This window comes from Curtobacterium sp. NPDC089991 (assembly GCF_044748425.1).
Taxonomy (GTDB): domain Bacteria; phylum Actinomycetota; class Actinomycetes; order Actinomycetales; family Microbacteriaceae; genus Curtobacterium.
Genome location: NZ_JBIVGB010000003.1, coordinates 380,736 through 407,429 on the forward strand (window position 1 = coordinate 380,736; position 26,694 = coordinate 407,429).

Below are 26,694 nucleotides of genomic sequence, written 5' to 3' on the forward strand. Positions count from 1 at the left end.
GCGTCGTGGTGAGCGACGGGCCCCGAGGTGGTTGGCGAGGACAACCTACGTCGTCGCCAGGGATCCCGACAGACCCCCGTCCCGCCGGGTGCGCGAAGCGGCGATCCCGTTCCGGGCGCGCGACGCACCGACGGGGTCACTACACTTGGGGCCGATATGGCTGAGTACATCTACCAGATGGTCCGCGCCCGCAAGTCGGTCGGCGACAAGCTGATCCTCGACGACGTCACGATGTCGTTCCTCCCCGGCGCCAAGATCGGCGTCGTGGGACCGAACGGTGCGGGCAAGTCGACGATCCTGAAGATCATGGCCGGTCTCGACCAGCCGTCGAACGGTGAGGCGAAGCTCACGCCGGGCTTCACCGTCGGCATCCTCATGCAGGAGCCGGAGCTCGACGAGACGAAGACCGTCCTCGAGAACGTCCAGGAAGGCGTCGGCGAGATCCACGCGAAGCTCGCCCGCTTCAACGAGATCTCCGCGCTGATGGCCGAGCCCGATGCCGACTTCGACGCGCTCCTCGCCGAGATGGGCACACTGCAGGAAGAGATCGACGCCGCCGACGCGTGGGACCTCGACTCGCAGCTCGAGCAGGCCATGGCCGCGCTCCAGTGCCCCCCGGGGGACGAGCTCGTCACGCACCTGTCCGGCGGTGAGAAGCGTCGTGTCGCGCTCTGCAAGCTCCTGCTCCAGAAGCCCGACCTGCTCCTGCTCGACGAGCCCACCAACCACCTGGACGCCGAGAGCGTGCAGTGGCTCGAGCAGCACCTGCAGCAGTACCACGGCGCCGTCCTCGCCGTGACCCACGACCGGTACTTCCTGGACCACGTCGCCCAGTGGATCGCCGAGGTCGACCGTGGTCGCCTCTACCCGTACGAGGGCAACTACTCGACGTACCTCGAGAAGAAGCGTGCGCGCCTCGAGGTGCAGGGCAAGAAGGACGCGAAGCTCGCGAAGCGCCTGTCCTCCGAGCTCGACTGGGTCCGCAGCAACACCAAGGGTCGTCAGGCGAAGTCGAAGGCCCGTCTCGCCCGGTACGAAGAGATGGTCACCGAGGCCGAGCGCACCCGCAAGCTCGACTTCGAGGAGATCGTGATCCCCGTGGGCCCGCGTCTGGGCTCGCAGGTCATCGATGCCGAGAAGCTGCACAAGCAGTTCGGTGAGCGCGTCATCATCGGTGACCTGTCGTTCACGCTGCCCCGCAACGGCATCGTCGGCGTCATCGGCCCGAACGGTGTCGGCAAGACGACCCTGTTCAAGACGATCGTCGGGCTCGAGCCCCTCGACGGCGGCACGCTGAAGATCGGCGACACCGTCGACATCTCGTACGTCGACCAGAGCCGTGGCGGCATCGACCCGAACAAGAACCTGTGGGAGGTCGTGTCCGACGGGCTCGACTACATCCAGGTCGGCAAGACCGAGATCCCGTCCCGCGCCTACGTCTCGCAGTTCGGGTTCAAGGGCCCGGACCAGCAGAAGCGTGCCGGCATCCTGTCCGGTGGTGAGCGCAACCGCCTGAACCTCGCGCTGACGCTCAAGCAGGGCGGCAACCTGCTGCTCCTCGACGAGCCGACGAACGACCTGGACGTCGAGACCCTCGGCAGCCTCGAGAACGCCCTGCTCGAGTACCCCGGTTGCGCCGTGGTCATCACCCACGACCGGTGGTTCCTCGACCGCATCGCGACCCACATCCTGGCGTGGGAAGGCCTCAACGAGGACGGCACGCCGAACTGGTACTGGTTCGAGGGCAACTTCGAGGCGTACGAGGAGAACAAGATCGAGCGCCTCGGTGCCGATGCCGCGAAGCCCGGGCGCGCGACGTACCGCAAGCTCACCCGCGACTGACCCGCGTGGCGAGACTGCACGCTCCCATCCGCATGCGGTGGAGCGACATCGACGCCTACGGCCACGTCAACAACTCCGCGATGCTGCGCCTGCTCGAGGAGGCGCGCATCGTGGGGTTCTGGGGTCCGGACGAGGGTGAGCTGTCGGCGGACGGCAGCCTGCCCGAGCCGATCATCGACGGTCGGCCGGGCTCCGGCACGATGACGGTGATCGCCGGACAGCGCCTCGAGTACCTCGCGTCGATCCCGTACCTGCGCCAGCCGCTCGACATCCAGATGTGGATCGGGCGGCTCGGTGGGGCGAGCGTCGACGTGTCGTACGAGGTCTGGTCGCCGGTCGGGCAGCAGCCGGCGGAGCTCTACACCCGGGCGACGACCGCGCTCGTCATGGTGGACGCCGCCACGAACCGTCCTCGGCGGCTGACCGCGGCCGAGCGTGCGGCGTGCGAGCAGTACCTCGAGGCCCCGGTGGAGTTCAGCCGCCCGTAGGGACCCGCATCATGCCCTCCTGCGCCACGGTCGCCAGCAGGCGTCCGTCGCGGGAGAACATCCGACCGAACGCGAGCCCCCGGCCGCCCTGGGCGCTGGGGGACTCCTGCGTGTACAGGATCCACTCGTCGGCCCGACCGTCGCGGTGCCACCACATCGCGTGGTCGAGGCTGGCGCTCTTCACGCCGGGCGTGCCCCAGGCGACGCCGTGCCGCCGCATGATCGGTTCGAGGATCGACAGGTCGCTGGCGTACCCGAGGACCGCACGGTGCAGCGCCGGGTCGTCCGGCAGGTCGCCCTGCACACGGAACCAGACCGCCTGGTGCGGCACGTGCTCGCCCTGCACGTCGACGAACACCGGTCCCTCGACGTGCCGCAGGTCGATCGAGCGCTCGGCCCAGGCCTTGGCGACGGGGTGGTCGATGGTGGACAGGATCGACGCGGCGGACGGCAACGACTCCGGTGACGGCGTGTCCACCGGGTACGGGTCCTGGTGCTCGACCCCGGTGTCCGGCACCTGGAACGACGCGATCATCGAGAAGATCGGAACTCCGCGCTGGTAGGCCTGCACGCGCCGTGTCGCGAAGGACCGACCGTCGTGGATGCGTTCGACGCCGAAGGTGATCGGCACGTCGATGTCGCCGGGGCGCAGGAAGTACCCGTGCATCGAGTGGATGTCACGCCCCTCGATGGTGGCCTGCGCAGCGACGATGCACTGGGCGAGCACCTGGCCGCCGAACACCCGCCCGCCGGGGGACCAGTGGTTCGCGCCGGTGAGGATCGTCTCACCCGTGCTCGCACCGGTGTCCTCGAGTCGGAGTGTCCGCAGGAAGTCGGGTTCGCCGTTCACGTGGTGCAGTCTACGAACACAGGGTGCGCCGGTAGGATCGGTTCGACATGGGCACCTCGTTCACGCTTCCCGACGCCGCCTCCCTCGGGGACCTCCGCACGTACCTCGGACGTGCCGCTCGGATCGAGGACGGTTCGGTCCGGTTCATCGCCGACTCCGGTGTCCTCGCGGTCTACACGGCGATCCTGTACCCCCTCGGACTCCTCGACGAGCTGCCGACGGTGCTCGGCCTCCGCACGTTCTCGCTCACCGAGCCCGCGACGATCGACGCCGTGGTGCCGCTGCAGTCCCTGCTCGAGCGGCTCCGGCTCCTCGCCGAGGCACAGGACGCCGAGCACGCCGACGGCGCCGACCCGACGCGGGCCACCCCGATCGAGGTCGAGCTCCCGCACGAGGTCCACACCGTGACGTGGGCGGCGATCTCCCCGCCCCGTGGCGGATGGGTGCCGCTGCCCGACGTCTCGCCGGAGCTGCTGCGCCGCGCCACCCGTGACGGCATCGCCGAGGTCGCGGACGCCGTCCCGACCAACGCGGGTGAGGCGATCATCCGCAAGGTGCGATCCGAGGTCTGGGGCCGTCCGGTGCCGGGCATCGAGCACCTGCCCGCTGGTGCAGGCTTCGCGGGGGAGAGCCTCGGCTTCCTCGGGCACGACCCGGTCCGCCTGTTCGAGACCGGTCCGTGGAGCCGTCTCACGACGTCGCGCGGGCACGTGCTCGTCAAACGCCGCGCCTGGACCCTGAACCTGTAGCGAACGTCACGTCCTGGCCAGGTGGTTGGCTGGCCGCATGCACGTCTTGCTCACCGGTGCGTCCGGGTACATCGGCTCTTCCGTCCTCCGCGCCCTCGTCGCCCACGGGCACGAGGTGACCGCCATCGTCCGCTCCGACGAGAAGGCGCAGCACGTGCGTGACGCCGGTGGGCACGCCCTCGGCGGGGACGTCACCGACACCGAGGTCGTCGAACGACTGGTGCACGAGACCGACGGCGTCGTCCACACGGCGTCCGCGCCCGACGTCGACCCGGACTTCACCGCGACGGTCCTGCGCGCGTCCGCCGGCACACCGAAGCCGTTCGTGCACACCGGCGGCATCTTCACCTTCGGCAACTCGACGGACATCTCCGAGCAGTCGCCGATCGATCCGCCCGAGCTGACGTCGTGGCGCACGGCGAACGAGGCTGCCGTGCGGGCGAGCGACGTGCGGACCACGATCGTCGCCCCGGGCATCGTGTACGGGCGGGGTGCCGGCATCCCCGCGATGTTCGTCAGCGACGGCACCCAGCCGGTCACGCTGGTCGGTGACGGCTCGCAGCGCTGGACCACGGTGCACGTCGACGACCTCGGCGAGCTCTACGTCCTCGCGCTGGAGCGTGCCGAGCAGGACGGGTACATCGTCGCCGCGACCGGGGACAACCCGACGGTGCGCGAACTCGCCGAAGCGGGGGCGCACGGCGCACCGGTCGTGGCCGAGAGCGTCGATGCTTCGCGCGAGCGACTCGGCGGGGCCTTCGCCGACGCGCTGCTCCTGCACCAGGAGGCGTCCGGAGCCCACGCCCGCTCCGCCTTCGGCTGGAACCCGACGCACCCGTCCCTGGTCCAGGACCTCGCCACCGGCTCGTACGCGCGCTGAGGACGACGAACGGCCCTCGACGACGGCGTCAGCGCCGTCGAGGTTCCACAACATGCCGCGCACCGTTCGCCGAGGTTCCACGAACGGGACGAGGCGGCGCCGAGATGTGCAGATTTCGGAACCTGAACGGCAGTCGGAACCTGGGCGGCAGTCGGAACCCGGGCGGCTGAAGAGCTGGCGTCAGTCGAAGGTGTTCGTCATGGCGTGCGCGGCGCGGTCGAGGTACGCCCAGAGCTCGGCCTCGTCGAGGGGTGCGAGCTGCAGGGACTCGACGGCCTCACGCATGTGGTGCAGCCAGCGCTCGCGGGCCTCGGACGTGATGCGGAACGGGTTGTGCCGCATCCGGAGCCGGGGGTGTCCGCGCTCCTCGCTGTAGGTGCCCGGCCCGCCCCAGTACTGCTGCAGGAAGGCCGACAGGCGCCAGATCGCGCCCTCGAGGTCGTCGGCCGGGTACATCGGCCAGATGACGTCGTCCTGCTGCACGCCCTCGTAGAACCGGCGGACGAGCCGGTCGAAGGTCGGGGCGCCGCCAATGCGGTCGAAGAGCGAGCCGGTGGCCGAGACGCCGTGCTCGCCGACGCGAAGCGTGATGGGCTGCGCCGGAACACCCGGCACGCCAGGCACGCCGAGACCAGCCCCGCCGGGACCGCTGCTCGGAGGTGTGGGATCGGTCACTGGGGGTCCTTCCCGCCGTCGTGGTGGTCGTCGGTCCGGATGGGTTGCCCGAGCACGTTGCGCTTGGGGCGGCGCGGCTTGGTCGGCGCCGGGGTGGGACGCGTCTGCACCGACCGCAGCCCGTTGATCGAGGTCGCGTTCTCCCAGCCCTCGGGCATGATCATCGCCATCGCCGGCAGGGTGACTCCGATCTCGTCGACGGCGTGCTTCAGGCGGGCGCGGAGTTCGCGGCCGACGACGTCGAGTTCGGAGGCGCGGGTCTTCACGACGAGCCGGAACACCATGCCGTCGGGGGAGACCGACTGCAGCCCCCAGATCTCCGGCTTCTCGACGATGCGCTGGCGCCAGCGGGGCTCCTGCGACATGGTGACGGCGGCCGCGAGCAGGGCATCCTGCACGGCGTCGATGTCGGTGTCGTAGGGGACGGTGATGTCGACGAGGACCCGCGACCAGCCCTGGGACAGGTTGCCGACGCGCAGGATCTGCCCGTTCGGCACGAACCACAGGATCCCGTTGACGTCGCGCACCTGCATGACACGGAGCCCGACGTTCTCGACGACGCCCGTGGCCTGCCCGGTGTCGACGACGTCGCCGACGCCGGCCTGGTCCTCGAGGATCATGAAGATGCCGGAGAGCAGGTCCTTCACGATCGACTGTGCGCCGACGGCGAGGCCCGCGGCGACGAGCGACGCGCCACCGACGATGCCGACGGCGGCGTTCGGCACCAGGAGCGGGATGATCACGACCAGGGCGATCACCACGACGATGACCGTGGCCAGGTTCTGCAGGACGCTCCCGAGTGTGCGGGTGCGCTGCACGACGCGTGCGGTCTGCACCGGCGACGCGATGAGCGCCTGCGTGTCGGTCGCTCCCTGTCGCTTCTTGACGCCGGAGACGACGCGGTCGACGACCTGACGGATCACTCGGCGCAGGATCAGCCGGAGGATGATCGCGACGAGGATCGTGATCACGATGACGATCGCGTCGTGCCAGGTGGTGACGAAGTCGGTGAAGGCGTTGGAGACGGCCTTCGTGGTCTCATCGGTGGTTGCAGCGAGGCTCATGATCCGGTCGATGCTAGAGGGCGGGGCCTCGGCGTTCCATGAGGAACGCCGAGGCCCCGCCCGTGTTCACGAGCGACTCAGGCGTCGGCAGCCTGCACCCGGAGCGCACGCTCCGTGCCCGCGACGCTCTCGGACACGATGCGACGCAGCGCCGGGGTCTCCGGGTGCGCCTCGAGCCACGCGTGGGCGGCGTCGCGGAGCTCGGCCGACGCGAGCGGCGCCGGGTAGAGGCCCGAGACGATGGTGTCGGCCATGTGGTAGCTGCGCTCGGCCCAGATGCGGGTGAGCACCTCGAAGTACTTCGGCACGAGGCCTTCGAGCACGACGGGGCTGTTCACGTGCTGGAACCCGACCGTGGTCTGGCGCACGATCGCGTTCGGCAGCTCGGACGAGTCGACGAGCGACGCGAAGGCGGCCAGCTTGCCCTCGGCGGTCGGGATCGTCGCACGGGCGCGGGCCGCGGCCTGCTCACCCGACGCGGTCTTGTCGGCCGCGAGTTCGGCGTCGACCTCGGCATCGGAGGCGGCACCGGCGAGCACGAGGCCCTCGAGCAGCTCCCAGCGCAGGTCGGTGTCGATCTCGAGCCCGTTCAGTGTGACCGAACCGTCGCGCAGCCCCTGCAGGGTGGCGACGTGCTCGGGCGTCGACGCGATCTGCGCGAAGAACTTCACGAACTGGAACTGGGCGTCCGACCCGGCCTCGGCCGAGGCCGCGAGCTGCCAGAGCGTCTCGCCCACCGTGCGGACCGTGGCGTCGACCTTCGACGGCGCCACGTAGTTGCGCGTCGTCAGGAGCAGCTGCGACAGGGTCGTGCGGATGGTCGTCGACTCGGATTCGGTCGCGATGTTGCCGAGCGCGAGCCGGACGTAGTCGCTGGCGGGCGATTCGGCGTCGCGCGTGGCATCCCACATCGCACCCCACACGATGGAGCGCGCGAGCGGGTTCGCGATGGCCGCGAGGTGCTCGATCGCCGTCGTGCGGGACTGCTCGTCGAGACGGATCTTGGCGTAGGCCAGGTCGTCGTCGTTGAGGAGCACGAGGTCGCCGCGCTGCACGCCGACGAGCTCGGGGACCTCGGTGCGTGCGCCGTCGACGTCGATCTCGACGCGGTGCACGCGCACGAGCTTGCCGCCGGACGACGCGGTGTCGGCACCGAACGGCGCGGAGTCGTCCGTCCCGAAGGAGTAGACGCCGATGGCGAGTCGGTGCGGGCGGAGCGTCGGGTAGTCGGCCGGCGCTTCCTGCAGGACGGCGAACGCGGTGATCGCGCCGGACGCGTCGACCTCGATCTCCGGGCGGAGCGTGTTGACGCCCGCGGTCTCGAGCCAGAGCTTCGACCACTCGGACAGGTCACGGCCGCTGGTGGCCTCGAGCTCGACGAGCAGGTCACGCAGCTCGGTGTTCGAGTGGTGGTGCTTCTTGAAGTAGGCCGAGACGCCGGCGAAGAACGCGTCGATGCCGACCCACGCCACGAGCTGCTTCAGGACGGAGCCGCCCTTGGCGTACGTGATGCCGTCGAAGTTGACCTGGACGTCCTCGAGGTCGTTGATCGTCGCGACGATCGGGTGGGTCGAGGGCAGCTGGTCCTGGCGGTAGGCCCAGGACTTCTCCATCGCCTGGAACGTGGTCCAGGCCTCGGTCCACTCGGTGGCCTCGGCGGTGGCGATCGTGGAGGCCCACTCGGCGAACGACTCGTTCAACCACAGGTCGTTCCACCACTTCATGGTGACGAGGTCGCCGAACCACATGTGGGCGAGCTCGTGCAGGATCGTGACGACCCGGCGCTCCTTGATGGCGTCGGTCACCTTCGAGCGGAAGACGTAGGTCTCGGTGAACGTGACGGCGCCCGCGTTCTCCATCGCGCCGGCGTTGAACTCCGGCACGAAGAGCTGGTCGTACTTCTCGAACGGGTACGGGACGTCGAACTTCTCCTCGTAGTAGGCGAAGCCCTTCTTCGTGGTCTCGAACACGTACTCGGGGTCGAGGTACTCGGCCAGCGACTTGCGCGCGAAGACGCCGAGCGGGATGGTCCGGCCGTCGCTGCTCGTGAGTTCGTCGCGGACGACCTCGTACGGGCCGGCGATGAGCGCGGTGATGTAGCTCGAGATGGTCGCGGTGGGCGGGAAGGCCCAGGTCGCGTTCTCACCGTCGACGTGGGGCTCGGGCGTCGGGGAGTTCGACACGACCTGCCACCGTGACGGCGCCGTCACGGTGAAGGAGAACTGGGCCTTGAGGTCGGGCTGCTCGAACACCGCGAACATGCGGCGCGAGTCGGGGACCTCGAACTGGGAGTACAGGTACACCTCGTCGTCCACGGGGTCGACGAAGCGGTGCAGGCCTTCGCCGGTGTTCGTGTACAGCGCGTCGCTGACGACCACGAGCTCGTTCTGCTCCTGCAGGTCGTCGAGCTGGATGCGGACGCCGTCGTTCACCGCGGCGACGTCGAGCGCGGTGCCGTTCAGGGTGACGGAGTGCACGGTCTTCGTGATCGCGTCGATGAACGTGGACGCACCGGCGGTCGCGGTGAAGCGCACGCGGGTGGTGCTGCCGAACGTCTCGGCGCCGCGGGTCAGGTCGAGCTCGACGTCGTACGTCTGCACGCTGACGATGCCGGCACGTTCCTGGGCTTCGGTTCTGGTGAGGTTCTCTCCGGGCACGCAACGCTCCATCTTCGCTGAGGACGCGGACGATCGTGGTCCGCGAGGGGGAGTCCCGGCACGGCGTCGTGCACCGGCGGGACGGTCGTCCCCAGCCTAGCGACGCCGCGTACGCTCGGAGCGTGAGCGAGACGACTGTGGACAAGACGACGGAACACCCGACCGAACGCACCACCGTGGAGTTCTGGTTCGACCCGAACTGCCCCTGGGCCTGGATGACGAGCCGCTGGGTGGGCGAGGTCGCCGAGCACCGCGACCTCGACGTCACGTGGAAGGTGATGAGCCTGTTCGTCCTGAACGAGGACCAGGACATCCCCGACGAGTACCGCGAGCGCATCCACAAGGGGCAGCTCTACCCGCGCATCGTCACGGCGGCGCGGCTCCGGCTCGGCCAGGACATCGTGAAGCCGCTCTACGACGCCCTCGGTGAGCACATCCACCACCGCCAGGAGCAGGACCCCGACCAGGTGGTCCCCGCCGTGCTCGCGGAACTCGGCCTCGACGCCGACCTGCTCGACCACGCCTGGACGGACGAGGTCGACGCCGCCGTGCGCGTCAGCCACCAGGACGGCATCGACCGCGTCGGACAGGACGTCGGCACGCCCGTCATCGCCGTCGCCGGCACCGCGTTCTTCGGCCCGGTCATCTCCCCGGCACCCAAGGGCCAGGAAGCGCTCGACCTGTGGGACGGCGTCGTCGCCGTGGCGAAGTACCCCGGCTTCTTCGAGCTCAAGCGCTCGCGCACCGTCGGCCCGATCTTCGACACCACCGCCTGACGCTCCGGCAAGCGGACGGGAGGCGCGGCTCGCCCCCGCCCCTCGGCTCGCGTCAGGCGAGCGGCAGGCGCATGAGCGTCAGGTCCAGCCAGCGGTCGAACTTGCGCCCGACCTCGGGCACGACCGCGACCGTGCTGAACCCGAGCTTCTCGTGCAGGGCGATCGACCCGGTGTTCGTGCTGCAGATCCCGGCCATCATGACGTGCCGGCCCTCGGCGGTCGCCCGCTCGACGAGCGATCGCATCAGGGTCGAGGCGATGCCCCGACCGCGGAACGACTCGACCACGTAGACGCTGTGCTCGACGGTCAGCCGGTACCCGTGGTGCGGCCGCCACTGCGAGTACGTGGCGTACCCGGCCACAGTGCCGTCGACCTCGGCGACGAGCACGGGGTACCCGTCGCCCTGCCGCTCGGCCAGCCAGCCGTCGAAGTAGGCGCGGGGGTGCGGGGTCTCCTGCCAGATGGCGGTGGAGTGCAGCACGGCGTCGACGTGCAGGGCGTGCACGACGTCGAGGTCGCCGGGTCCGCAATCGCGCACCACGACCGGATCCGTCCCGTTCGTCGCATATGCTGTCGTCATGTCTCACATCGTAGACGACGAGCCGGGTCTCGCGGAACGGGCCCTCGGCGAGCGCCTCCAACGCCTGCGCACCGAACGCAAGTGGAGCCTCACCGAGCTCGCCGAGGAGTCCGGTGTCTCCCGCGCGATGATCAACCGCGTCGAGCGCGGGGTGTCGAGCCCCACCGCGACGATCCTCGGCCGGCTCTCCGGCGCCTTCGGCCTGACGATCTCGCAGCTCCTCGACGAGGCCCTCGAGCACGAGGTGCCCAGGGCGACCGACCCCGACGACGCACGTGGCATCCAACGCGGCGCGACCGCGGAGTCCTGGACCGATCCCGACACCGGGTACCGCCGCCGTCCGGTCTCGAGTGCGGCGTTCCCCGCGGACGTCACCGAGGTGCGCCTCCCGGCCGGCCGCGAAGTGGCCTACCCGGCGTCCGCCTACGCGTTCCTGCGGCACTGCATCTGGGTCGTCGACGGCGTGCTCGAGCTCGTCGTCGGCGGCGAGCCGACGCGGCTCGCCGCGGGGGACCGGATCGAGCTCGGTGACCCCGCCGACGTGGTCTACCGGAACCCGGGCGAGGGGCCCACGCGGTACGTCGTCGTGGTGGTCCGGGGGCAGTAGTCGCAGGAATAGGATCGGTTCCATGCGCATCCACCTCGGAACGGACCACGCCGGCCTCGAGTTCAACCAGACCCTCGCAACGCACCTGACCGAAGCCGGGCACGAGGTCGTGGACCACGGACCGACCGAGTACGACGCGCTCGACGACTACCCCTCGTTCTGCATCAACGCCGCGCACGCCGTGGTGCAGGACCAGCGGGCCGGCGTCCAGGCGCTCGGCGTCGTGTTCGGCGGCTCCGGCAACGGTGAGCAGATCGCCGCGAACAAGGTCGAGGGTGTCCGCGCAGCGCTCGTCTGGAACGAGTCGACCGCACTCCTCGCACGCCAGCACAACGACGCCAACGTCATCTCGATCGGTGCCCGCCAGCACACCGAGGACGAAGCGATCCGCTTCGTCGACCTGTTCATCGCCGAGCCGTTCTCGGGCGAGGAGCGTCACGCACGCCGCATCGCGCAGCTGGCCGAGTACGAGCAGACGGGGCACATCGCCGGCAAGCAGATCGACGGCTCGGCCGAGTAGACAGGTCCCATGCCCGAGGGTCACTCCGTCCACCGAATCGCCAACCAGTTCACCCGGCACTTCGTCGGCAAGCGCTGCGAGGTGTCCAGTCCGCAGGGGCGGTTCGCCGCCGGGGCCGCGCAGCTCGACGGCAAGCGGATGATCGCTGCCCGGGCGGTGGCGAAGCAGATGTTCCTCGAGTTCGAGGGTGATCTGTTCCTGCGCGTCCACCTCGGGCTCTACGGCGCGTGGGACTTCGCCGGCGACCTGTCGACCGCCACGGCGCTGTCCGCCGACGACGACGGCGAGGAATCGCTCACGTCCATCGGTGCTCCCCGCCTGGCGCGGTACCGGATGGCCGAGCAGGAGAAGGTCGAGGACCCGATCGAGTCGTTCCCGCCGGACCCCGTCGGTCAGGTGCGCGTCCGCATCCTGACCGAGGACACCGTCGCCGACCTGCGCGGCCCGACGGCCTGCGTGGTGGAGACCCCGGCCGAGGTGCAGCGTGCCCTCGACAAGCTCGGCCCCGACCCGATGAACGACGACGGTCCCGAGGCCGAGAAGACGTTCGTGGACAACGTCCGGAAGCGGAACGTCGCCATCGGCCAGCTGCTCATGGACCAGTCCGTGGTGAGCGGCATCGGCAACATCTACCGGGCCGAACTGCTGTTCCGGCAGCGCATCGACCCGTACAAGGTCGGCAAGAAGATCACCGTCAAGCAGGCGAAGGCGCTGTGGGCGGACTGGTCGAAGCTGCTGCACGACGGCGTCCGCGACGGCCTGATGATGACGATGGACGGCCTGTCCGACGCCGAGTACAAGAAGGCGCAGCGGTCGCGCAAGGACCGGCACTGGGTCTACCACCGCCAGGGTGAGCCCTGCCGGGTGTGCGGCACCGAGATCCGGGTGGCCGACATGGCCGGTCGGAAGCTCTACTGGTGCCCGAAGGACCAGAAGTAGCGCGCTTCAGAGCTCTGAGTACGTGAACCGTCCGGCGATCGCGGTCGCGAGCACCCGCATCGACCGCAACGAGGACGACGACGCTGCCAGCGGGTCCGACCCGACGAGCACCAGGTCCGCGACGTCACCGACCGCGACGCTGACCCGACCGTCCGTCGAGCCCTGCCACGCGGCGAGCGCGGAGAGCCGTTCGGCGGGGTGCCACGGGTCGCGGCCGTCCCGGTCGCGTCCGACGGCCGCGGCCATCGAGATCCACGGGTCGAGCGGCGCGACGGGGGCGTCCGACCCGAGCAGCAGCCGGGCACCGGCTCGGGCGAGCGACGCGAACGCGAAGGCGCGGTCGGTGCGGCCCGCCCAGTGCCGGTCGGCGATGTCGCGGTCGTCCATGGCGTGCTCGGGCTGCACCGAGGCGGCCACCCCGAGCCTGGCGAACCGGTCGACGTCGGTGTCGACGAGCAGTTGCGCGTGCTCGATGGTGCCGCGGGCGCCGACGGCTTCGAAGACGTCGAGCGCGAGGGTGTTCGCCCGGTCGCCGATGGCGTGGATCGCGGGGACGAGTCCGGCGTCGACGGCTCGGCGGGTGATCGCGACGAGGTCGTCGAACTCCCACGCCAGCACGCCGGAGCCGTCGGCCATGGCCGCGGTCCGGGTGCCGAGCGAGCCGTCGGTGACGACCTTGAACGGCCCCATCGTGAGCAGGCCGCGGGTCCGGTCGACGACGTCGCCGGTGCGGAGTCCGCGGTCGATCACGGCGTCGAGTTCCGCCGGGTAGACGCCCGACGACACCCGGAGGGCGTCGGTGCCAGCGTGGATCCGGCGCGCCCAGCGGTCGAGGCCGAAGCGCATCTCGAGGTCGACGATGCCCGTCACACCGCGCGCGGCGGCGGCTTCCGCGGCGTCGACGACGTACCCGTCGAGCAGGTCGTCCGGCACCTGCGAGAGTGCACCGGTCACGTCGAAGGCGTCCTGCTCGCGCAGGATCCCGTCGTCACCCGCCTCGAGCGGCCGGCCGACGAGTGCGGAGAAGTGCGCGAGCGCGAGGGCGTTGCACCAGACCGCGTGCAGGTCACCGCTGATGACGACGGTCGGGAGGCCCGGTGCGGCCTGGTCGAGCAGCTCGCGTCGTGCGGGGGTCGGCCACAACCCGTCGCGGTAGCCGTGTCCGATCAGCACGCGGTCCGGCACCCCGGTCCGCGCGACCGCGGCGAGGAGGGCGGCGGTCGACTCCGCGGAGTCGCAGCCGGAGACGTCGACGCGGCGGCGCACCAGGGCCCACTGGTCGAAGTGCGTGTGGTGGTCGCGGAGGCCGGGGCCGAGCCAGGCGCCGGCGGCGTCGACGACCTCGGTGTCGGGGCCGGCGGGGTCGAGCGTGCCGGCCGGCGCGATCTCGGTGACCAGGCCGTCGGTGATGCGGACGTCGGCAGGGGCCCCGGAGGTGCCCACCCTGCGGACGGTGCGGAGCAGGATCTCGCTCATCGCGCCTCCCGGCTGTCCGTCGTGGGCCCGACGGACCGGACCCGCTCCATCTCGTCGGCGAGCGCCGGCGACGCGTAGGGGCCGTCGCCGCGCAGGCCGGCGATGATGCGGTCGACGACTTCCGGCGCCTTGTTCTGGGAGAGCTTCGCACGGGCGTCGAACCGGGTGACCCGGATGCGGATGCCGACGGTGCCCTTCGCCATCCGGCGCGCGGTCTCCTCGTCGATCTCGAGGGACACCGGCTCGGGCATGACGCGCTCGAAGTGGTCGACGAGCTCGCCGAGCACCCGGAAGTTCTCGTCGTCGGACAGCAGCTCCGGCGTGCCCCACAGATGGGCGGTGACGTGGTTCCAGGTCGGCACGAACTGCTCCGGCGGGTACCAGGCGGGGGAGACGTAGCCGTGCGGACCCTGCACCACGACCAGGACCTCGTGGCGGCCGAGTTCGTGCGCGAGTTCGTCGGGGCGGCCGACGTGCGAGACGAGGACGACCTGGTCGGGGTCGTCGTCCGGCCCGGGTGTCTCGAGCAGGAACGGGTAGTGCGACGCGACGATCCCGGCGTCGGTGTGCGACACGATCGTGGCCCACGGGTTGCCGGCGACGAGGCGCTTGACCTCGTCGACGTCCGTCATCAGGAAGTGGGGTGTGTGCCGCATGGTCCGAGCGTGGCACACGGCCCCGGTCGAGCGCGACACCTGTCGTTTCGCGAGTGTTTCAGAACGGTAAAAGTTTCAGAGTTCATTGAAAGAAGCATTGTGCCGGGTGCTCGAACGGGCCTAGCTTCACTCATCAACGACGACCCGAGGAGACCCCCATGCGACGCAGGACCATCGCCGCCCTGGCCACGGCAGCCACACTGGCGCTCGTGGTGACCGGCTGTTCGGCGAGCGGCACGGCCGACTCCGCCGGCGGATCGAGCCTGGTGTACGCCACCGGCGAGCCCGACCACCTGACGCCCGGACGACAGACCGTCGCGTTCGATCAGGTGCAGAGCCTGTTCGCACCGCTGACGCAGACCGACGCGAAGGGCGAGCTCCACGACGTCGCCGCGAAGAGCGTCGAGAGCGACGACGCCACCACGTGGACCATCACCCTCCGGGACGGCTGGACGTTCCAGAACGGCGAGGCCGTCACCCCGGAGAGCTACGTGAAGGCCTGGAACCACGTCGCCTACGGCCCCAACGCGTGGGAGAACAGCGGGCAGCTCGCCGCGATCGTCGGGTACACGGACCTCAACCCGGCGAAGGGCACCCCGAAGACGAAGGAGATGTCGGGGCTGCAGGTCACCGGCAAGGACACCTTCACGGTCACGCTCACCCACGCCGACAGCCAGTTCCCGCTCCAGCTCAGCCAGGCCCAGACGGCGTTCTACCCGATGCCCGAGGCCGCCTACGACGACCTGAAGGCGTACGACAAGAAGCCGATCGGGAACGGCCCCTACGAGATGCAGTCGGCGTGGAAGGCGGACAAGGAGTTCACCGTCACCGCGTGGAAGGACTACGAGGGCACGAAGCCGGTCACGAAGGACGTCACGTTCCGGAGCTACTCGGACATGAACACCGCCTACACCGACGTCCTCGCGGGCAACGCCGACGTGCTGTTCCTGCCGACCGACAAGATGACGAGCGCGAAGGCCGACTTCGGTGACCGCCTGCACTCCTTCGACGCCCCGGGCATCGACTACCTCGGCTTCCCGCTCTGGGACGACCGGTACTCCGACCCCGACGTCCGTCGCGCGATCTCGATGTCGATCGACCGCGACGAGGTGAACACGGCAATCTACGGCGGCCTGTACGAACCCGCCACCGCGCTCACGCCCCCGTCGATGTCCGGCACCGAAGAGGGCATCTGCGGCGACGCGTGCGAGTTCGACCCCGCGGCGGCCAAGAAGCTCCTGGCGAAGTCCGGCGGCTTCGACGGCACGATCACGCTCGTCTACCCCGGTGGCAGCGGCCTCGACTCGCTCTACGAGGCGTACGCCAACCAGATCCGGCAGAACCTGGGCGTCGACACCGTCGCGAAGGCCACCACCGACTGGGCCTCGTACTACTCCGAGCTGACGGACAAGAAGGTCGCCGGCCCGCACTTCGGTCACTGGGGTGCGCTGTACATCAGTCAGCAGAACACCCTCCGCGCCCTGTTCACCCTGGCCGGCGGCTGCTCGCCCTGCACCGGGTACTACCAGTCCGACACCGTCGACGCGCTGCTGGCGAAGGCCGACTCGGCCGGCTCGCAGGACGAGGCGAACGAGTACTACACGAAGACGCAGGAGGCCTTGCTCGAGGACTTCCCCGTCGTCCCGACCTTCTTCGACAAGTACTCGTACGTCACGAGCGACAAGGTCACGAAGCTCCCCGCGGTCGCCGGCAGCCCGGTCGTCGCGCAGATCGCCGTGAAGTAGGGCACCACCACATGGACCAGCGCACCATCCTCCGCCTGGCGGCCGAGGTCCCCGACCACGACGGCTTCCCGCTCGTCGACGACCTGCACGCCCGGTTCGACGCGCTCGCAGCGTCCCACCCGGACCAGGTCACGGTCACCCGGATCGGCACCAGCCGCCTCGGCGAACCACTGCACTCCTACCGGATCGGCACCGGGTCGCACGCCGCCGTCGTGGTCGGCGGCGTGCACCCGAACGAACCGATCGGTTCGTGGACGGCCCTGCACCTCGCCCAGACGGTGCTCACCGACGACGACGCCCGTGCGCTCGACGTCACCTGGCACATCGTCCCGACGATCGACCCGGACGGCATGCGGCTCAACGAGGCGTGGTTCCACGACCCGCACGACCGCGTGTTCTACTCGCGGCACTTCTACCGCCCGGCACCGGACAGCCAGGTGGAGTGGACGTTCCCGAACAGCCACAAGTCGGTGTACTTCGACCAGGTGCTGCCGGAGACGCTCGCGTTCATGCGGCTCATCGACGACACCGAGCCGGACCTGCTGGTGTCGCTGCACAACGGCGAGATGGGCGGGGTCTACTACTACCTGTCCGAGGACCTGCCCGACGTCGTCGACACCCTGCACGCGGTCCCCGCCGCGCTCGGGCTGCCGCTCGACACCGGGGAGCCCGAGTCACCGTTCCTGCGTGAACTCGCCCCCGCGGTGTTCGCGATGGACGGGATCGAGACCGCGTACGACTACCTCGAAGGACTCGGGGTCGACCCGGGCGAGCACATCCACGGTGCGTCGAGTGCGGCGTGGGCGATGCGGCACGGAGCATTGTGCATGGTGGCCGAACTGCCGTACTGGAGCCGCCCGGACGCCGACGACCAGACCCCGACCGACGAGTCGTACGCCGACCTGCTGCGGCGCTGCTCCGCCGAGCTCGGCGCCTCGGGTGAGGAACTCCAGCAGCTGCTCGACGAGGCGTCGCCGATGCTGTCGATCGAGTCGCCGTTCCTCGAGGCGTCGCGGGCCTTCGTGCCGATGCTCGTCGGCACGGCGGACACCGACCGCCGCCGGGCCGACCGCGAGCCGGCCGACCGGCGGGCCACCGTCGCGGAGCGCTTCGGCTGCGAGGACCTGGTCCGCTGCTTCCGGCTGCGCTACGGCGGCATGCTGCTCCGCGCGTTCGAGGCGGAGACCAGCGCCGGTACGGCGTCCGCGCCGCTCCGGCGCCTGCGCGACCGCCTGGCGGAGCGCTACGCGCACTGGCAGGCGGACGCGGCCACCGAGGCGGACCCGATCCCGGTGCGGAAACTGGTGGGGGTGCAGTACGGGGCGATCCTCGCCTGCGCGGCGCACGTGGCGGACCCGACCCGTGCCTCCCGTCCGGTGTCGGCGGCCGTGTCGGGAGGCGCGTGATGCGTCCGACGCTCGCCGTCGGTCGCCGGCTCGGCGGCCTGGCCATCGTGTTCCTCGGGGTGACGTTCCTCATCTACGCGATGACGTTCGCGCTGCCCGGTGACCCGATCCGGGCGCTCGGCGGCGACCGGCCGCTCAGCGACGCGGTCGTCCGCACGCTCCGGGCCGAGTACCACCTGGACCAGCCGCTCTGGCTGCAGTACGTGCAGTACGTCGGCGGGCTGTTCCGCGGCGACTTCGGCACCGACTTCAACGGGCAGTCCGTCGGCGAGCAGATGGCCTCGCGGTGGCCCGTCACGATCACCCTGGCGCTCACTGCGTGGGCCCTCGAGATCGTCCTGGGCATCGGGCTCGGGGTGCTCTCCGCCCTGAAGCGCGGGACCGCCCTCGACAAGACGGTCCTGGTCGGCACGATCGTCGTCGGTGCGATCCCCGTGTTCGTCCTCGGCGTCGCCCTGCAGCTCGTGTTCTCGGTGCGGCTGCACTGGTTCCCGGTCGCCGGCGTCACCGCGGGCTGGCCGACGGCGTACATCCTGCCGGCGTTCGTCATCGCGCTCTTCGGCCTCGCAGCGGTGTCCCGGCTCACCCGCACCTCGATGATCGAGACCCTCGACGCCGACTACGTCCGGACCGCACGGGCCAAGGGGCTCGCACCCGGTCGGATCGTCGGCGTGCACGTGATGCGGAACTCGCTCATCCCCACCGCCACCTACCTGGCGACCGACCTCGGGTACCTGATGGGCGGCACCGTGATCATCGAGGGCATCTTCAACCTGCCCGGCGTCGGCAACCTGCTGTTCCAGGGCATCCGGTCGCACGAGGGCGCCGTCGTCGTCGGCATCTCGACCGCGCTCATCCTGGTGTTCCTCGTCACGAGCGTGCTCGTCGACCTGCTGCACGCCGCCCTCGACCCCCGCGTCCGGACCGGAGCAGCCGCATGACCACCTCAGCGCTCAGCGCCACCGTCGAACCCGTCGTCGGCGGCCGACGACGACCCCTGCTGGCCGCGGCCCGCACCCCGGGCTTCTGGGTGCCCGCCTCGGTCCTGGTCGTCGTGCTGCTCATCGCGTCGTTCCCGCAGCTGTTCGCCGGACTGTTCGGCCACGGTGACCCCCGGGTGTGCGACCTCGGGCAGAGCGGCGCCTCGCCGACCAGCGGACACCCGTTCGGCTTCGACCTGCAGGGCTGCGACGTGTACGCCAACGTCGTGTACGGCACCCGGTCGTCGATCGCCGTCGCAGTGCTCACCACCGTGCTCGCCGGCATGGTCGCCGTCGTCATCGGGACGATCGCCGGCATGGTCGGCGGCTGGGTCGACGCCGTGCTCGCCCGCCTGACCGACGTGTTCCTCGGCTTCCCGTTCCTGCTCGGCGCCGTCGTGGTGCTCAACAGCGTGGGGGAGCGGTCCGTGCTGACGGTGTCGCTCGTGCTCGCGCTGTTCGGGTGGCCGACGATGGCCCGGCTCGTGCGGTCGAGCGTCCGCAGCGTGCGGAACGCCGAGTTCGTGCTCGCCGCCCGCACGATGGGGCTGTCCACCTGGCGGATCACCACCCGGTACGTGCTGCCGTCGTCGATCTCGCCGCTGCTCGTGCTCGCGACCATCACCGTCGGCGGCGTCATCGTGTCCGAGTCGTCGCTGACCTACCTCGGCATCGGGCTCGAGAGCCCGGCGATCTCGTGGGGGCTGCAGCTCTCCGCCGCGACGTCGCAGTTCCTCCGCGCCCCGCACATGCTCATCGCACCCGCGGCGTTCCTCGCCGTCACGGTGCTCTCCGTCATCGCGCTCGGCGACACGCTGCGCGCCGCGCTCGACCCGCGTCGGCGCTGACCTGCACGGTGCACGCCGCGTCGCGGTGGGCACCGTCGCGACCGACGCGCCAGACTCGAACCACCGCCCTTCGAAAGGACCACCGTGACCGACACCCTCTCCGCGTACCGGAAGACCCTGCCCTACATCCACGAGTGGGTGTCGTACAAGGTCTGGCAGCTGCGGGTGCCGGGCGTGCAGGTCGCCATCGGGTTCGGCGGCGAGGTGCTGTTCGACGAAGCCTGGGGCTACGCCGACGTCGAGGCCGGGCGCCGCCTGACCACCACCGACCTGTTCCGCATCGCCTCGCACTCGAAGACCTTCACCGCGACGGCACTGCTCCAGCTCGCCGAGCGCGGGTCGCTCCGGCTCGACGACACCGTCGGCACGTACATCCCGGCGCTGGTCGACGGCGGCTCCCCGCTCGCCGACGCCACGATCCGTGAGCTCATGGAGATGGGCGCCGGGGTCATCCGCGACGGCCACGACGGCGACTACTGGTCGCTCCTGCGCCCGTTCCCCGACGAGCAGGAGCTGCTGGCACTCGTGCTCGACCGCGGGCAGAAGGTCCCCACCGGATCGTCGTTCAACTACTCGAACCTCGGCTACTCGCTGCTCGGGCTCGTCATCGCCGCGGTCTCCGGGCAGTCCTACAACGACTTCGTCCGCGAGTCGATCACCGAACCCCTGGGCCTGCGGAACACCGGCCCGGACTGGGACCCCACGCGTGCCGACGACTTCGTGATCGGCTACACCGGGTTCCACACCGCGCGGCAGCGGCAGCGCATCGACCACGTGGACACCCACGCCATGGCCGCCGCCACCGGGTTCCACGGCACCGCCTCCGACCTGGTCAAGTACTTCTCGCAGCACGTCATCGGGGCCGGCAGCCTGCTCGACGACCACTCGAAGCGACTCGCGCAGCGCAAGGCCTGGAGCGCCACCGACGACCCGGCCGCCCGCGGCTACGGCGCCGGGTTCATCGTCGACCGCATCGGAGGCCGCGACGTCCGCGGCCACTCGGGCGGGTTCCCCGGGCACATCACGCAGTCGCTGTTCGACCCGGCATCCGGACTCGTCGTGTCCGTCATGACGAGCGCCGCCGCCGGGCCCGCCACCCTCATCGCCACCGCCGTCGTGCAGATGCTCGACGCCGCGGCGGACACATCCGCGCCGGGCACGCCCGTGCCCGACGACGTCGACACCGATGCGTACACCGGACGCTTCGCCAACCCGTGGGGCGTCAGCGACATCGCCCGCATCGGCGACCGGCTCGTCGAGGTCGACCCGTCCGGACCCGAACCGCTCGACACCCCGACCCGGCTCGAGGTCGTCGACGCGGACACGCTCCGGATGACGCACGGCAACCGCTTCGGCTCGGTCGACGAGGACATCACCTTCACGCGCGACGCCGACGGCGCCGTGCGGTCGATCCGCGCCGGCGGTGGCATGACCGAGGAACCGTGGACGATCCCGACCGAGTCGCCCGAGGTCGCGGCAGGGCTGGCACCGTGAGCGACGTCGACGGTCGGCGCGACGACGTCGTGCTCGAACCCGAGCGTCAGGCGTTCGTCGAGGAGTTCGCCCTCATGCTCAACGACGGTGCGGGCATGGCGCTCACCGACGCCCGCGTGCTCGGCTACCTCATGATGACGCGCGCACCGCACTCGTCCTCGGCCGACCTCCAACGCGCCCTCGGCGCCAGCTCGGGCTCGGTCTCGATGGCGACGCGCCGGCTCGTCGACTCCGGGTTCGTGAAACGCCAGATCGTCGCCGGCGAGCGCAGCCACTACTTCCGTGCCGAGGCCGACGTCTGGGGTTCCTGGCTCGCCGGCGAGCGGAAGTACCTCGACCGGCAGCGCGACATCATCGGACACGGCCTGGCCGTCGTCGAGCACGCCGGCCGCACCGGGGCGGGCGACGTCGACGCCGAGGTCCGCGAGCGCCTGCTCAACGGCCGCGACTACATGCAGTGGTTGCAGGGCCACCACCACAAGATGCTCGAGGACTGGGAGGCGTTCAAGGCCGCCCGCGACCGCACCGACCGCTCGGAGACCCCATGACCGACGTCCTGACCGTCGACCACCTGTCCGTGACCTTCGACGTCGACGGCGCCGAGGTCCGCGCGGTCGACGACGCCTCGTTCACCGTCGGCCGCGGCGAGGTCGTCGCCGTCGTCGGGGAGTCCGGATCCGGCAAGAGCATGACTGCGATGACGGCGATGGGGATCGCGCCGGACGGCGCGCGCTCCTCCGGCAGCATCCGGCTCGGCGACCTCGAGGTGCTCGGCACCGACGAGCGCACCCTGCGCGGGGTCCGCGGCCGCAGCGTGTCGATGATCTTCCAGGACCCGTCGGCCGCGCTCAACCCGGTGTTCACGGTCGGGTTCCAGCTGGCCGAGGCCGTCCGCCGCGCCGACGCCTCGCACGACCGCGCCGCCGTCCGGCACCGTTCGCTCGAACTCCTGCGTGCCGTCGAGGTGCCGGAACCCGAACGCCGGCTCGGCCAGTACCCGCACGAGCTCTCCGGCGGACAGGCGCAGCGGGTGATGATCGCGATGGCGCTCGCCGCCGACCCCGACCTGCTCATCGCCGACGAGCCGACGACCGCACTCGACGTCACGGTGCAGGCCGAGGTGCTCGACGTCCTGCGTGCGCTGCGCGAACGCACCGGCACCGCGATCCTCCTCATCACCCACGACATGGGCGTCGTCGCCGACATCGCCGACCGCGTGGTCGTCATGCGCCGCGGTCGCGTCGTCGAGACGGGCACCGTCGCCGCGGTCTTCGCCGCACCGTCCGCCGACTACACCCGTGACCTGCTCGCTGCGGTCCCACGCATGGGCACCGAGGTCGGCCGGGAGGCGCGGGTCGACCCCGTCACGGAAGCCCCGTCGGTCGTCCTCGACGTCCGGCACCTCGTGGTCGAGTACGGCGGTGCGCTGCGCGGGCGGTTCCGCGCGGTCGACGACGTGTCGTTCACGGTCGGTCGCGGTGAGATCGTCGGACTCGTGGGCGAGTCCGGCAGCGGCAAGACCACCATCGGCCGCGCCGCCGTGGGGCTCGCACCGATCACGTCAGGTTCGGTCGTCGTCGAGGGCACCGACGTGGCGGTCGCCCGGCGAGCAGCTCGCCGGGCGATGCGGCGACACGTCGGCGTGGTCTTCCAGAACCCGCTCCGGTCGCTCAACCCGCGCTACACGGTCGGACAGACCGTCGCCGAGCCGCTCCGGCAGATCCTGCGCCTGCCGTCGGCCCAGATCGACGAACGCGTGGACCGGCTGCTCGCCGACGTCGGCCTGGACGGCGGGTACCGCGAGCGCTTCCCGCACGAGCTCTCCGGCGGCCAACGGCAGCGCGTCGCGATCGCCCGCGCCGTCGCGCTCGACCCCGCACTGCTCATCGCCGACGAGCCGACGAGCGCCCTCGACGTCTCGGTGCAGGCGCGGGTGCTCGACGTCTTCCGTGAGCTGCAGCAACGCCTCGGCTTCGCGTGCCTGTTCGTCACCCACGACCTCGCCGTGGTCGACACGCTGTGCGACCGGGTCGTCGTGCTGCACGGCGGGAAGGTCGCCGAGCAGGGGAGTCGCGACGCCATCCTCCGGTCGCCGCAGGACCCCTACACGCGTCGACTCATCCAGGCCGCGCCGGTGCCGGACCCGGACGAACAGGCAGTGCGCCGATCCGAGCGCCTGGCGGCACGGGCCGGCTGAGGGGCGCTCGCCGGCCCTGCGATCTCAGCGTCGTTGCGGAGTCAGCGCACCTCGGCCGAGGCCCAGAGCGCGTTCACGCCCCGACCCACCGGACGCAGGAGCGGGACGGCGACGAGCACCGTCGCCGCCAGGTACGCCACGGTCTGCAGCAGCCCCGGGACGGAGAAGGCGATGCCGAGTGCCTCCTGCGGCAGCGCCGTGAGGAGCACCGCGTTCGACAGCAGCGCGGTGACGAACCACAGCGACGCCGCCACGGTGACGACCCAGCCGAAGGCCCGCTGCACGCCGTCCTCGTTCCGGACGGTCAGCACGCCGAACGCCACGAGTGCACCCTGCGCGACGACGACGAGCACCGCGGTGGCCCAGCCCGGCGCGGGCCACAGGAGCGCGAACGCGAGGACCGACACCGCGAACGCGAGCGCCCGACGGTCCCGAGCGCGCACCGCCGCGACGAGCACGACCGCACCCGCCAGCCCGGCGAGCGCGGTGGCGACGAGGAGCAGCCCGTTCGGCAGGTCCCACGGCGCGAGCCAGATCGTCCCGACCAGTCCGCGCGCCCCGAACACGACCGCTGCGACGACCGCCGCGGCCGAGACCACCCGAACCCCCGTGATGTTCTGCATACCCGCACACTACGCGCAGCCCGCGCGGCGGGGAAAGCATGTTCTGTCCGGGCGGCTGACGGTCCTGGTTCGCGAACCGCGGGATTCGTGAACCAGAACCGTCAGAACCTCCGAGGGAGGTCGGTCTCCGGTGCGCGGACTCGCTGCAGCGCGCGTCGCATGGAGGCGGTGGTGCTGAAACCGAAGCGGGCAGCGACCTCGGCGGGACGGTCACCCCGGGTGAGTGCACTCCGGACAGCGAGGCTCCGGAACCACCGCCCGAGCTGGGCCGGCGTGCAGCCCGTGGTCTCGGTGCACCGACGCTCGAGGGTGCGCGGAGACATGCCGACGCCGTCGAGCAGGTCCGCAGTCGAGTGCCCGCCCGCCGGGTCGAAGAGCCGGTCGAGGACCCTCGCCAGGCTGTTGTCGCGCAGCGAGGGCGGTGGGTTGTCGTGGAGCACGGTCGTGACCACGAGTCGCGCGAGCGCATCCTGCTGCACGCCGTGCCACCGGCCGCCGTCGAGGTGACCGACGTGACGCAGCGCCAGCACGACGTCCGCCGACGGGAAGCCCGCGGGCTGGGTGGTGGCGATCGACGGGAGCGCGAGGACCTCGGCAGCGAGTGGCCCCAGCGTCGCCGATCCGACGACGACGCCGGTGTCGGCGAACAGGGCCTCGTGCGGGAAGTCGTACGAAGGAGTAGTTCGAGGCGGACCGTGCCGCTCGGGGTCGGAGCCGATCGACGTCGTCGGGTGCTGCTCGACCAGTGCGGCTCCACCAGCCTCGATGAACACGAGTGTGTCGTCGCGGTGGAGCCAGACCGGCCGGTGCCGGGTCGCGACCCAGGCGTGCGTACCGTCCGGATCGAGATCGAGCGTCCAGCGGCCGTCGTCGGATCGGATCTCCTCGCCGGGGCCGACCTCGAGGCCGACGGCGTCGATCAGTGCTCGCAGTGCGTCGCCCATCACCACGAGCATGTCCTGCGGGCCGTCCCGCGACGATCGGCCTCGGGAGATCTGTGGAGAGGGGGGATAACCCCACCCGGGGTGGGGAGGGGGCAGGATGGGGGAACGGCCCCGCGATCGCGAGGCTGGAGTCATGACCGACACCGACCGCCTCGACCAGGCGCGAACCGTCCCGCTGGACGACGTCACGCCCTCGCCCGACCAGGCCCAGACCGTCCCGCTGGGCGACTCCGTTCCACCTGGAGCCACCAAGCCGATGCCGCAGTACCCGCGACAGCACGACCAGCAGACGCCGCCGGCGTCGTGGGGAGCGACCCCGCCGAACGGATCGGCGCCGGGTGGCGGCCGGGGCGGCAGTGCGGGCTCGGGCATGACCGCCGGTGCGTTCTACCGCGAGTCGTGGAAGCGCCTGCCGCGCGACTTCGGCTACATGGCCCTGACCGGGGTGCTGCTCTGCACGCTCTACTTCGCGTTCCCCGCGGCGATCTTCGGCGGCGGCTTCCGCGACCTGTTCAACCCGTTCGTGCTGCTGATGTTCTTCATCGCGCTGTTCGTGGCGCGGTGGCTCGGACAGTTCGAGAAGCTCCGCATCGGATGGGCCGACCGACGTCCGATCCGCCCGGTGGACTGGACGCCCCGCTGGCAGCAGAACTGGTGGACGCGCACCGGTTCCGCGGTCGCCAACCCGCACTACTGGCTCTACCTGCTGCACGCAGCGGTCGTCTACCCGCTCGTCGCGCTCTTCACCGTGGGCGCCGGCGTCCTGCTGCTCGCCGGGTTCCTCTGGCCCGTCGGGCTCGCGGTGGTCGCGTTCGCGAACGGACTGAGTGCGCAGTACTTCGGGTGGGACATGACCTCCGTCGTCGGGTTCGGGTTCCTCGGGTTGCTGTCGATGGCCGCCTCGGTCGTGCTGTTCCCGCTCTGGGCCCGTGGCTCGGTCATCGCGCACTACTGGGTGGACTTCGGTCTGCTCGGTGGGTTCCGTGCCGAGCAGCTCGAGCAGCGCGTCGCCGGACTCCAGGCCTCCCGTGCCGGTGCCGTGACCGCCGAGGGTCAGGCCCTGCGCCAGATCGAGCGCGACCTGCACGACGGCCCCCAGCAGCGCCTGGTGCGGCTCCGGATGGACCTGTCGGCAGCGGAACGCGCGTTCGAGAAGGACCCGCAGAAGGCGAAGCAGCTGATCGGCGAGGCCTCCGAGCACGCGCAGGACGCCCTCGACGAACTGCGTGCGCTGTCCCGCGGGTTCGCCCCGCCGATCCTGCTCGACCGCGGGCTCGTGGCGGCCCTCGAAGCGCTCGTCGCCCGCACCCCGATCCCGGTCGGCCTCGACGTCCGCCTGCCGGAGGGCCTCGAGCTCGCGACGGAGATCCAGCGCAACGTGTACTTCACGGTGAGCGAGCTCCTGACGAACACCATGAAGCACGCCGGTGCCACGACCGCCGGGGTGTACCTCGGCCTCGTGGTCGACGCCTCCGGGCTCTGGTACCTGACCGTCAGCGTGACCGACGACGGCCGCGGCGGAGCACGACCCCAGCAGGGCCACGGCATCGAGGGCCTGATCGGCCGGATGCGCGCGCTCGACGGCGACCTGGTCGTCGCGAGCCCCGAGGGCGGCCCGACCGAGGCCACGGCGCGGATCCCGCTCGGTGCCCTGAACGGCGTCCCCACGACGGCGAACCCGCGGTCGTGACCCCACGG

Annotated in this window: 25 protein-coding genes; 16 read left to right on the forward strand and 9 right to left on the reverse strand. The window is 70.9% G+C overall.

Annotation, left to right across the window (positions count from 1 at the left end):
• Window positions 1-156 precede the first annotated feature (156 nt).
• A complete protein-coding gene (gene ettA / locus ACIPV1_RS11115) occupies window positions 157-1,842 on the forward strand; it encodes an energy-dependent translational throttle protein EttA (RefSeq protein ID WP_123938883.1) in 1,686 nt (561 codons plus the stop codon).
• Window positions 1,843-1,874: 32 nt separating this feature from the next.
• Window positions 1,875-2,330: a thioesterase family protein gene (locus tag ACIPV1_RS11120; protein WP_123294003.1), complete on the forward strand. Its 456-nt coding sequence runs from the start codon at window positions 1,875-1,877 to the stop codon at window positions 2,328-2,330.
• Here the strand turns inward: ACIPV1_RS11120 and ACIPV1_RS11125 are convergent.
• Complete coding sequence (locus tag ACIPV1_RS11125) at window positions 2,317-3,180, reverse strand: acyl-CoA thioesterase II (RefSeq protein WP_123294002.1); 864 nt, start codon at window positions 3,178-3,180, stop codon at window positions 2,317-2,319. The genes ACIPV1_RS11120 and ACIPV1_RS11125 overlap by 14 nt on opposite strands.
• A gap of 47 nt (window positions 3,181-3,227) precedes the next feature.
• Here ACIPV1_RS11125 and ACIPV1_RS11130 point away from each other — a divergent pair, with 47 nt between their 5' ends.
• Window positions 3,228-3,929 (forward strand): hypothetical protein, encoded by a 702-nt coding sequence (locus tag ACIPV1_RS11130; RefSeq protein ID WP_111086787.1) that lies wholly within the window; start codon window positions 3,228-3,230, stop codon window positions 3,927-3,929.
• Between the two features lie 37 nt (window positions 3,930-3,966).
• Window positions 3,967-4,809, forward strand: coding sequence for an NAD-dependent epimerase/dehydratase family protein (locus ACIPV1_RS11135; protein WP_123938882.1), 843 nt, complete (start codon window positions 3,967-3,969; stop codon window positions 4,807-4,809).
• Window positions 4,810-4,989: 180 nt separating this feature from the next.
• Here the strand turns inward: ACIPV1_RS11135 and ACIPV1_RS11140 are convergent, their stop codons facing one another.
• From ACIPV1_RS11140 to pepN, 3 genes are all read right to left on the reverse strand, one after another.
• Window positions 4,990-5,484 (reverse strand): globin, encoded by a 495-nt coding sequence (locus ACIPV1_RS11140; protein ID WP_279432377.1) that lies wholly within the window; start codon window positions 5,482-5,484, stop codon window positions 4,990-4,992.
• Window positions 5,481-6,548: a mechanosensitive ion channel family protein gene (locus ACIPV1_RS11145; RefSeq protein ID WP_123938881.1), complete on the reverse strand. Its 1,068-nt coding sequence runs from the start codon at window positions 6,546-6,548 to the stop codon at window positions 5,481-5,483. The genes ACIPV1_RS11140 and ACIPV1_RS11145 overlap by 4 nt, the downstream gene beginning before the upstream one ends.
• Window positions 6,549-6,625: 77 nt before the next feature.
• The gene (pepN, locus tag ACIPV1_RS11150) at window positions 6,626-9,205 is read right to left on the reverse strand and encodes an aminopeptidase N (RefSeq protein WP_402726366.1); all 2,580 of its coding nucleotides are present in this window, start codon (window positions 9,203-9,205) and stop codon (window positions 6,626-6,628) included.
• A 215-nt stretch (window positions 9,206-9,420) separates the two neighbouring features.
• Between pepN and ACIPV1_RS11155 the strand changes: the two genes are divergently transcribed.
• A complete protein-coding gene (locus ACIPV1_RS11155) occupies window positions 9,421-9,981 on the forward strand; it encodes a disulfide bond formation protein DsbA (RefSeq protein ID WP_402726468.1) in 561 nt (186 codons plus the stop codon).
• A gap of 52 nt (window positions 9,982-10,033) precedes the next feature.
• Here ACIPV1_RS11155 and ACIPV1_RS11160 read toward each other — a convergent pair whose 3' ends face one another.
• Window positions 10,034-10,561, reverse strand: a complete 528-nt coding sequence (locus ACIPV1_RS11160) for a GNAT family N-acetyltransferase (RefSeq protein WP_131878477.1) — start codon at window positions 10,559-10,561, stop codon at window positions 10,034-10,036.
• Here ACIPV1_RS11160 and ACIPV1_RS11165 point away from each other — a divergent pair.
• From ACIPV1_RS11165 to ACIPV1_RS11175, 3 genes are read left to right on the forward strand one after another with little or no spacing between them, the layout of a single operon-like run.
• Window positions 10,560-11,168, forward strand: coding sequence for an XRE family transcriptional regulator (locus ACIPV1_RS11165; RefSeq protein ID WP_123673322.1), 609 nt, complete (start codon window positions 10,560-10,562; stop codon window positions 11,166-11,168). The genes ACIPV1_RS11160 and ACIPV1_RS11165 overlap by 2 nt on opposite strands.
• 22 nt (window positions 11,169-11,190) lie before the next feature.
• The gene (locus ACIPV1_RS11170) at window positions 11,191-11,688 is read left to right on the forward strand and encodes a ribose-5-phosphate isomerase (RefSeq protein WP_123293994.1); all 498 of its coding nucleotides are present in this window, start codon (window positions 11,191-11,193) and stop codon (window positions 11,686-11,688) included.
• A gap of 9 nt (window positions 11,689-11,697) precedes the next feature.
• The gene (locus ACIPV1_RS11175; protein WP_123293993.1) at window positions 11,698-12,627 is read left to right on the forward strand and encodes an Fpg/Nei family DNA glycosylase; all 930 of its coding nucleotides are present in this window, start codon (window positions 11,698-11,700) and stop codon (window positions 12,625-12,627) included.
• A gap of 6 nt (window positions 12,628-12,633) precedes the next feature.
• Here ACIPV1_RS11175 and ACIPV1_RS11180 read toward each other — a convergent pair whose 3' ends face one another.
• Window positions 12,634-14,103 carry an amidohydrolase gene (locus tag ACIPV1_RS11180; RefSeq protein WP_402726367.1) on the reverse strand — a complete coding sequence of 490 codons (1,470 nt, stop codon included), beginning with the start codon at window positions 14,101-14,103 and terminating at the stop codon, window positions 12,634-12,636.
• The gene (locus ACIPV1_RS11185; protein ID WP_123938875.1) at window positions 14,100-14,759 is read right to left on the reverse strand and encodes an FMN-binding negative transcriptional regulator; all 660 of its coding nucleotides are present in this window, start codon (window positions 14,757-14,759) and stop codon (window positions 14,100-14,102) included. Before ACIPV1_RS11185 ends, ACIPV1_RS11180 begins: the two co-directional genes overlap by 4 nt.
• 158 nt (window positions 14,760-14,917) lie before the next feature.
• Between ACIPV1_RS11185 and ACIPV1_RS11190 the strand changes: the two genes are divergently transcribed.
• From ACIPV1_RS11190 to ACIPV1_RS11220, 7 genes are all read left to right on the forward strand, one after another.
• Window positions 14,918-16,504, forward strand: coding sequence for an ABC transporter substrate-binding protein (locus tag ACIPV1_RS11190; protein ID WP_402726368.1), 1,587 nt, complete (start codon window positions 14,918-14,920; stop codon window positions 16,502-16,504).
• 11 nt (window positions 16,505-16,515) lie between these two features.
• Entirely contained in the window at window positions 16,516-17,910 is a 1,395-nt protein-coding gene (locus ACIPV1_RS11195; protein ID WP_402726369.1) for a M14 family zinc carboxypeptidase, read from the forward strand.
• Window positions 17,910-18,851: an ABC transporter permease gene (locus ACIPV1_RS11200; protein WP_123293990.1), complete on the forward strand. Its 942-nt coding sequence runs from the start codon at window positions 17,910-17,912 to the stop codon at window positions 18,849-18,851. Before ACIPV1_RS11195 ends, ACIPV1_RS11200 begins: the two co-directional genes overlap by 1 nt.
• Window positions 18,848-19,738, forward strand: coding sequence for an ABC transporter permease (locus ACIPV1_RS11205; RefSeq protein ID WP_194672387.1), 891 nt, complete (start codon window positions 18,848-18,850; stop codon window positions 19,736-19,738). The genes ACIPV1_RS11200 and ACIPV1_RS11205 overlap by 4 nt, the downstream gene beginning before the upstream one ends.
• A gap of 84 nt (window positions 19,739-19,822) precedes the next feature.
• The gene (locus ACIPV1_RS11210) at window positions 19,823-21,232 is read left to right on the forward strand and encodes a serine hydrolase (protein WP_402726370.1); all 1,410 of its coding nucleotides are present in this window, start codon (window positions 19,823-19,825) and stop codon (window positions 21,230-21,232) included.
• On the forward strand, window positions 21,229-21,780 hold the full coding sequence (locus tag ACIPV1_RS11215) for a GbsR/MarR family transcriptional regulator (protein WP_402726371.1): 552 nt from the start codon (window positions 21,229-21,231) through the stop codon (window positions 21,778-21,780). The genes ACIPV1_RS11210 and ACIPV1_RS11215 overlap by 4 nt, the downstream gene beginning before the upstream one ends.
• Window positions 21,777-23,429 (forward strand): dipeptide ABC transporter ATP-binding protein, encoded by a 1,653-nt coding sequence (locus tag ACIPV1_RS11220; RefSeq protein WP_402726372.1) that lies wholly within the window; start codon window positions 21,777-21,779, stop codon window positions 23,427-23,429. The genes ACIPV1_RS11215 and ACIPV1_RS11220 overlap by 4 nt, the downstream gene beginning before the upstream one ends.
• Window positions 23,430-23,470: 41 nt before the next feature.
• On the opposite strand, the gene ACIPV1_RS11225 is transcribed toward ACIPV1_RS11220, so the two are convergent.
• Window positions 23,471-24,052 (reverse strand): hypothetical protein, encoded by a 582-nt coding sequence (locus tag ACIPV1_RS11225; RefSeq protein ID WP_402726373.1) that lies wholly within the window; start codon window positions 24,050-24,052, stop codon window positions 23,471-23,473.
• A 101-nt stretch (window positions 24,053-24,153) separates the two neighbouring features.
• Entirely contained in the window at window positions 24,154-24,996 is an 843-nt protein-coding gene (locus ACIPV1_RS11230; protein ID WP_402726374.1) for a helix-turn-helix domain-containing protein, read from the reverse strand.
• A 133-nt stretch (window positions 24,997-25,129) separates the two neighbouring features.
• Here ACIPV1_RS11230 and ACIPV1_RS11235 point away from each other — a divergent pair, with 133 nt between their 5' ends.
• Complete coding sequence (locus ACIPV1_RS11235; protein ID WP_123293985.1) at window positions 25,130-26,686, forward strand: sensor histidine kinase; 1,557 nt, start codon at window positions 25,130-25,132, stop codon at window positions 26,684-26,686.
• The last annotated feature ends 8 nt before the right edge of the window (window positions 26,687-26,694 follow it).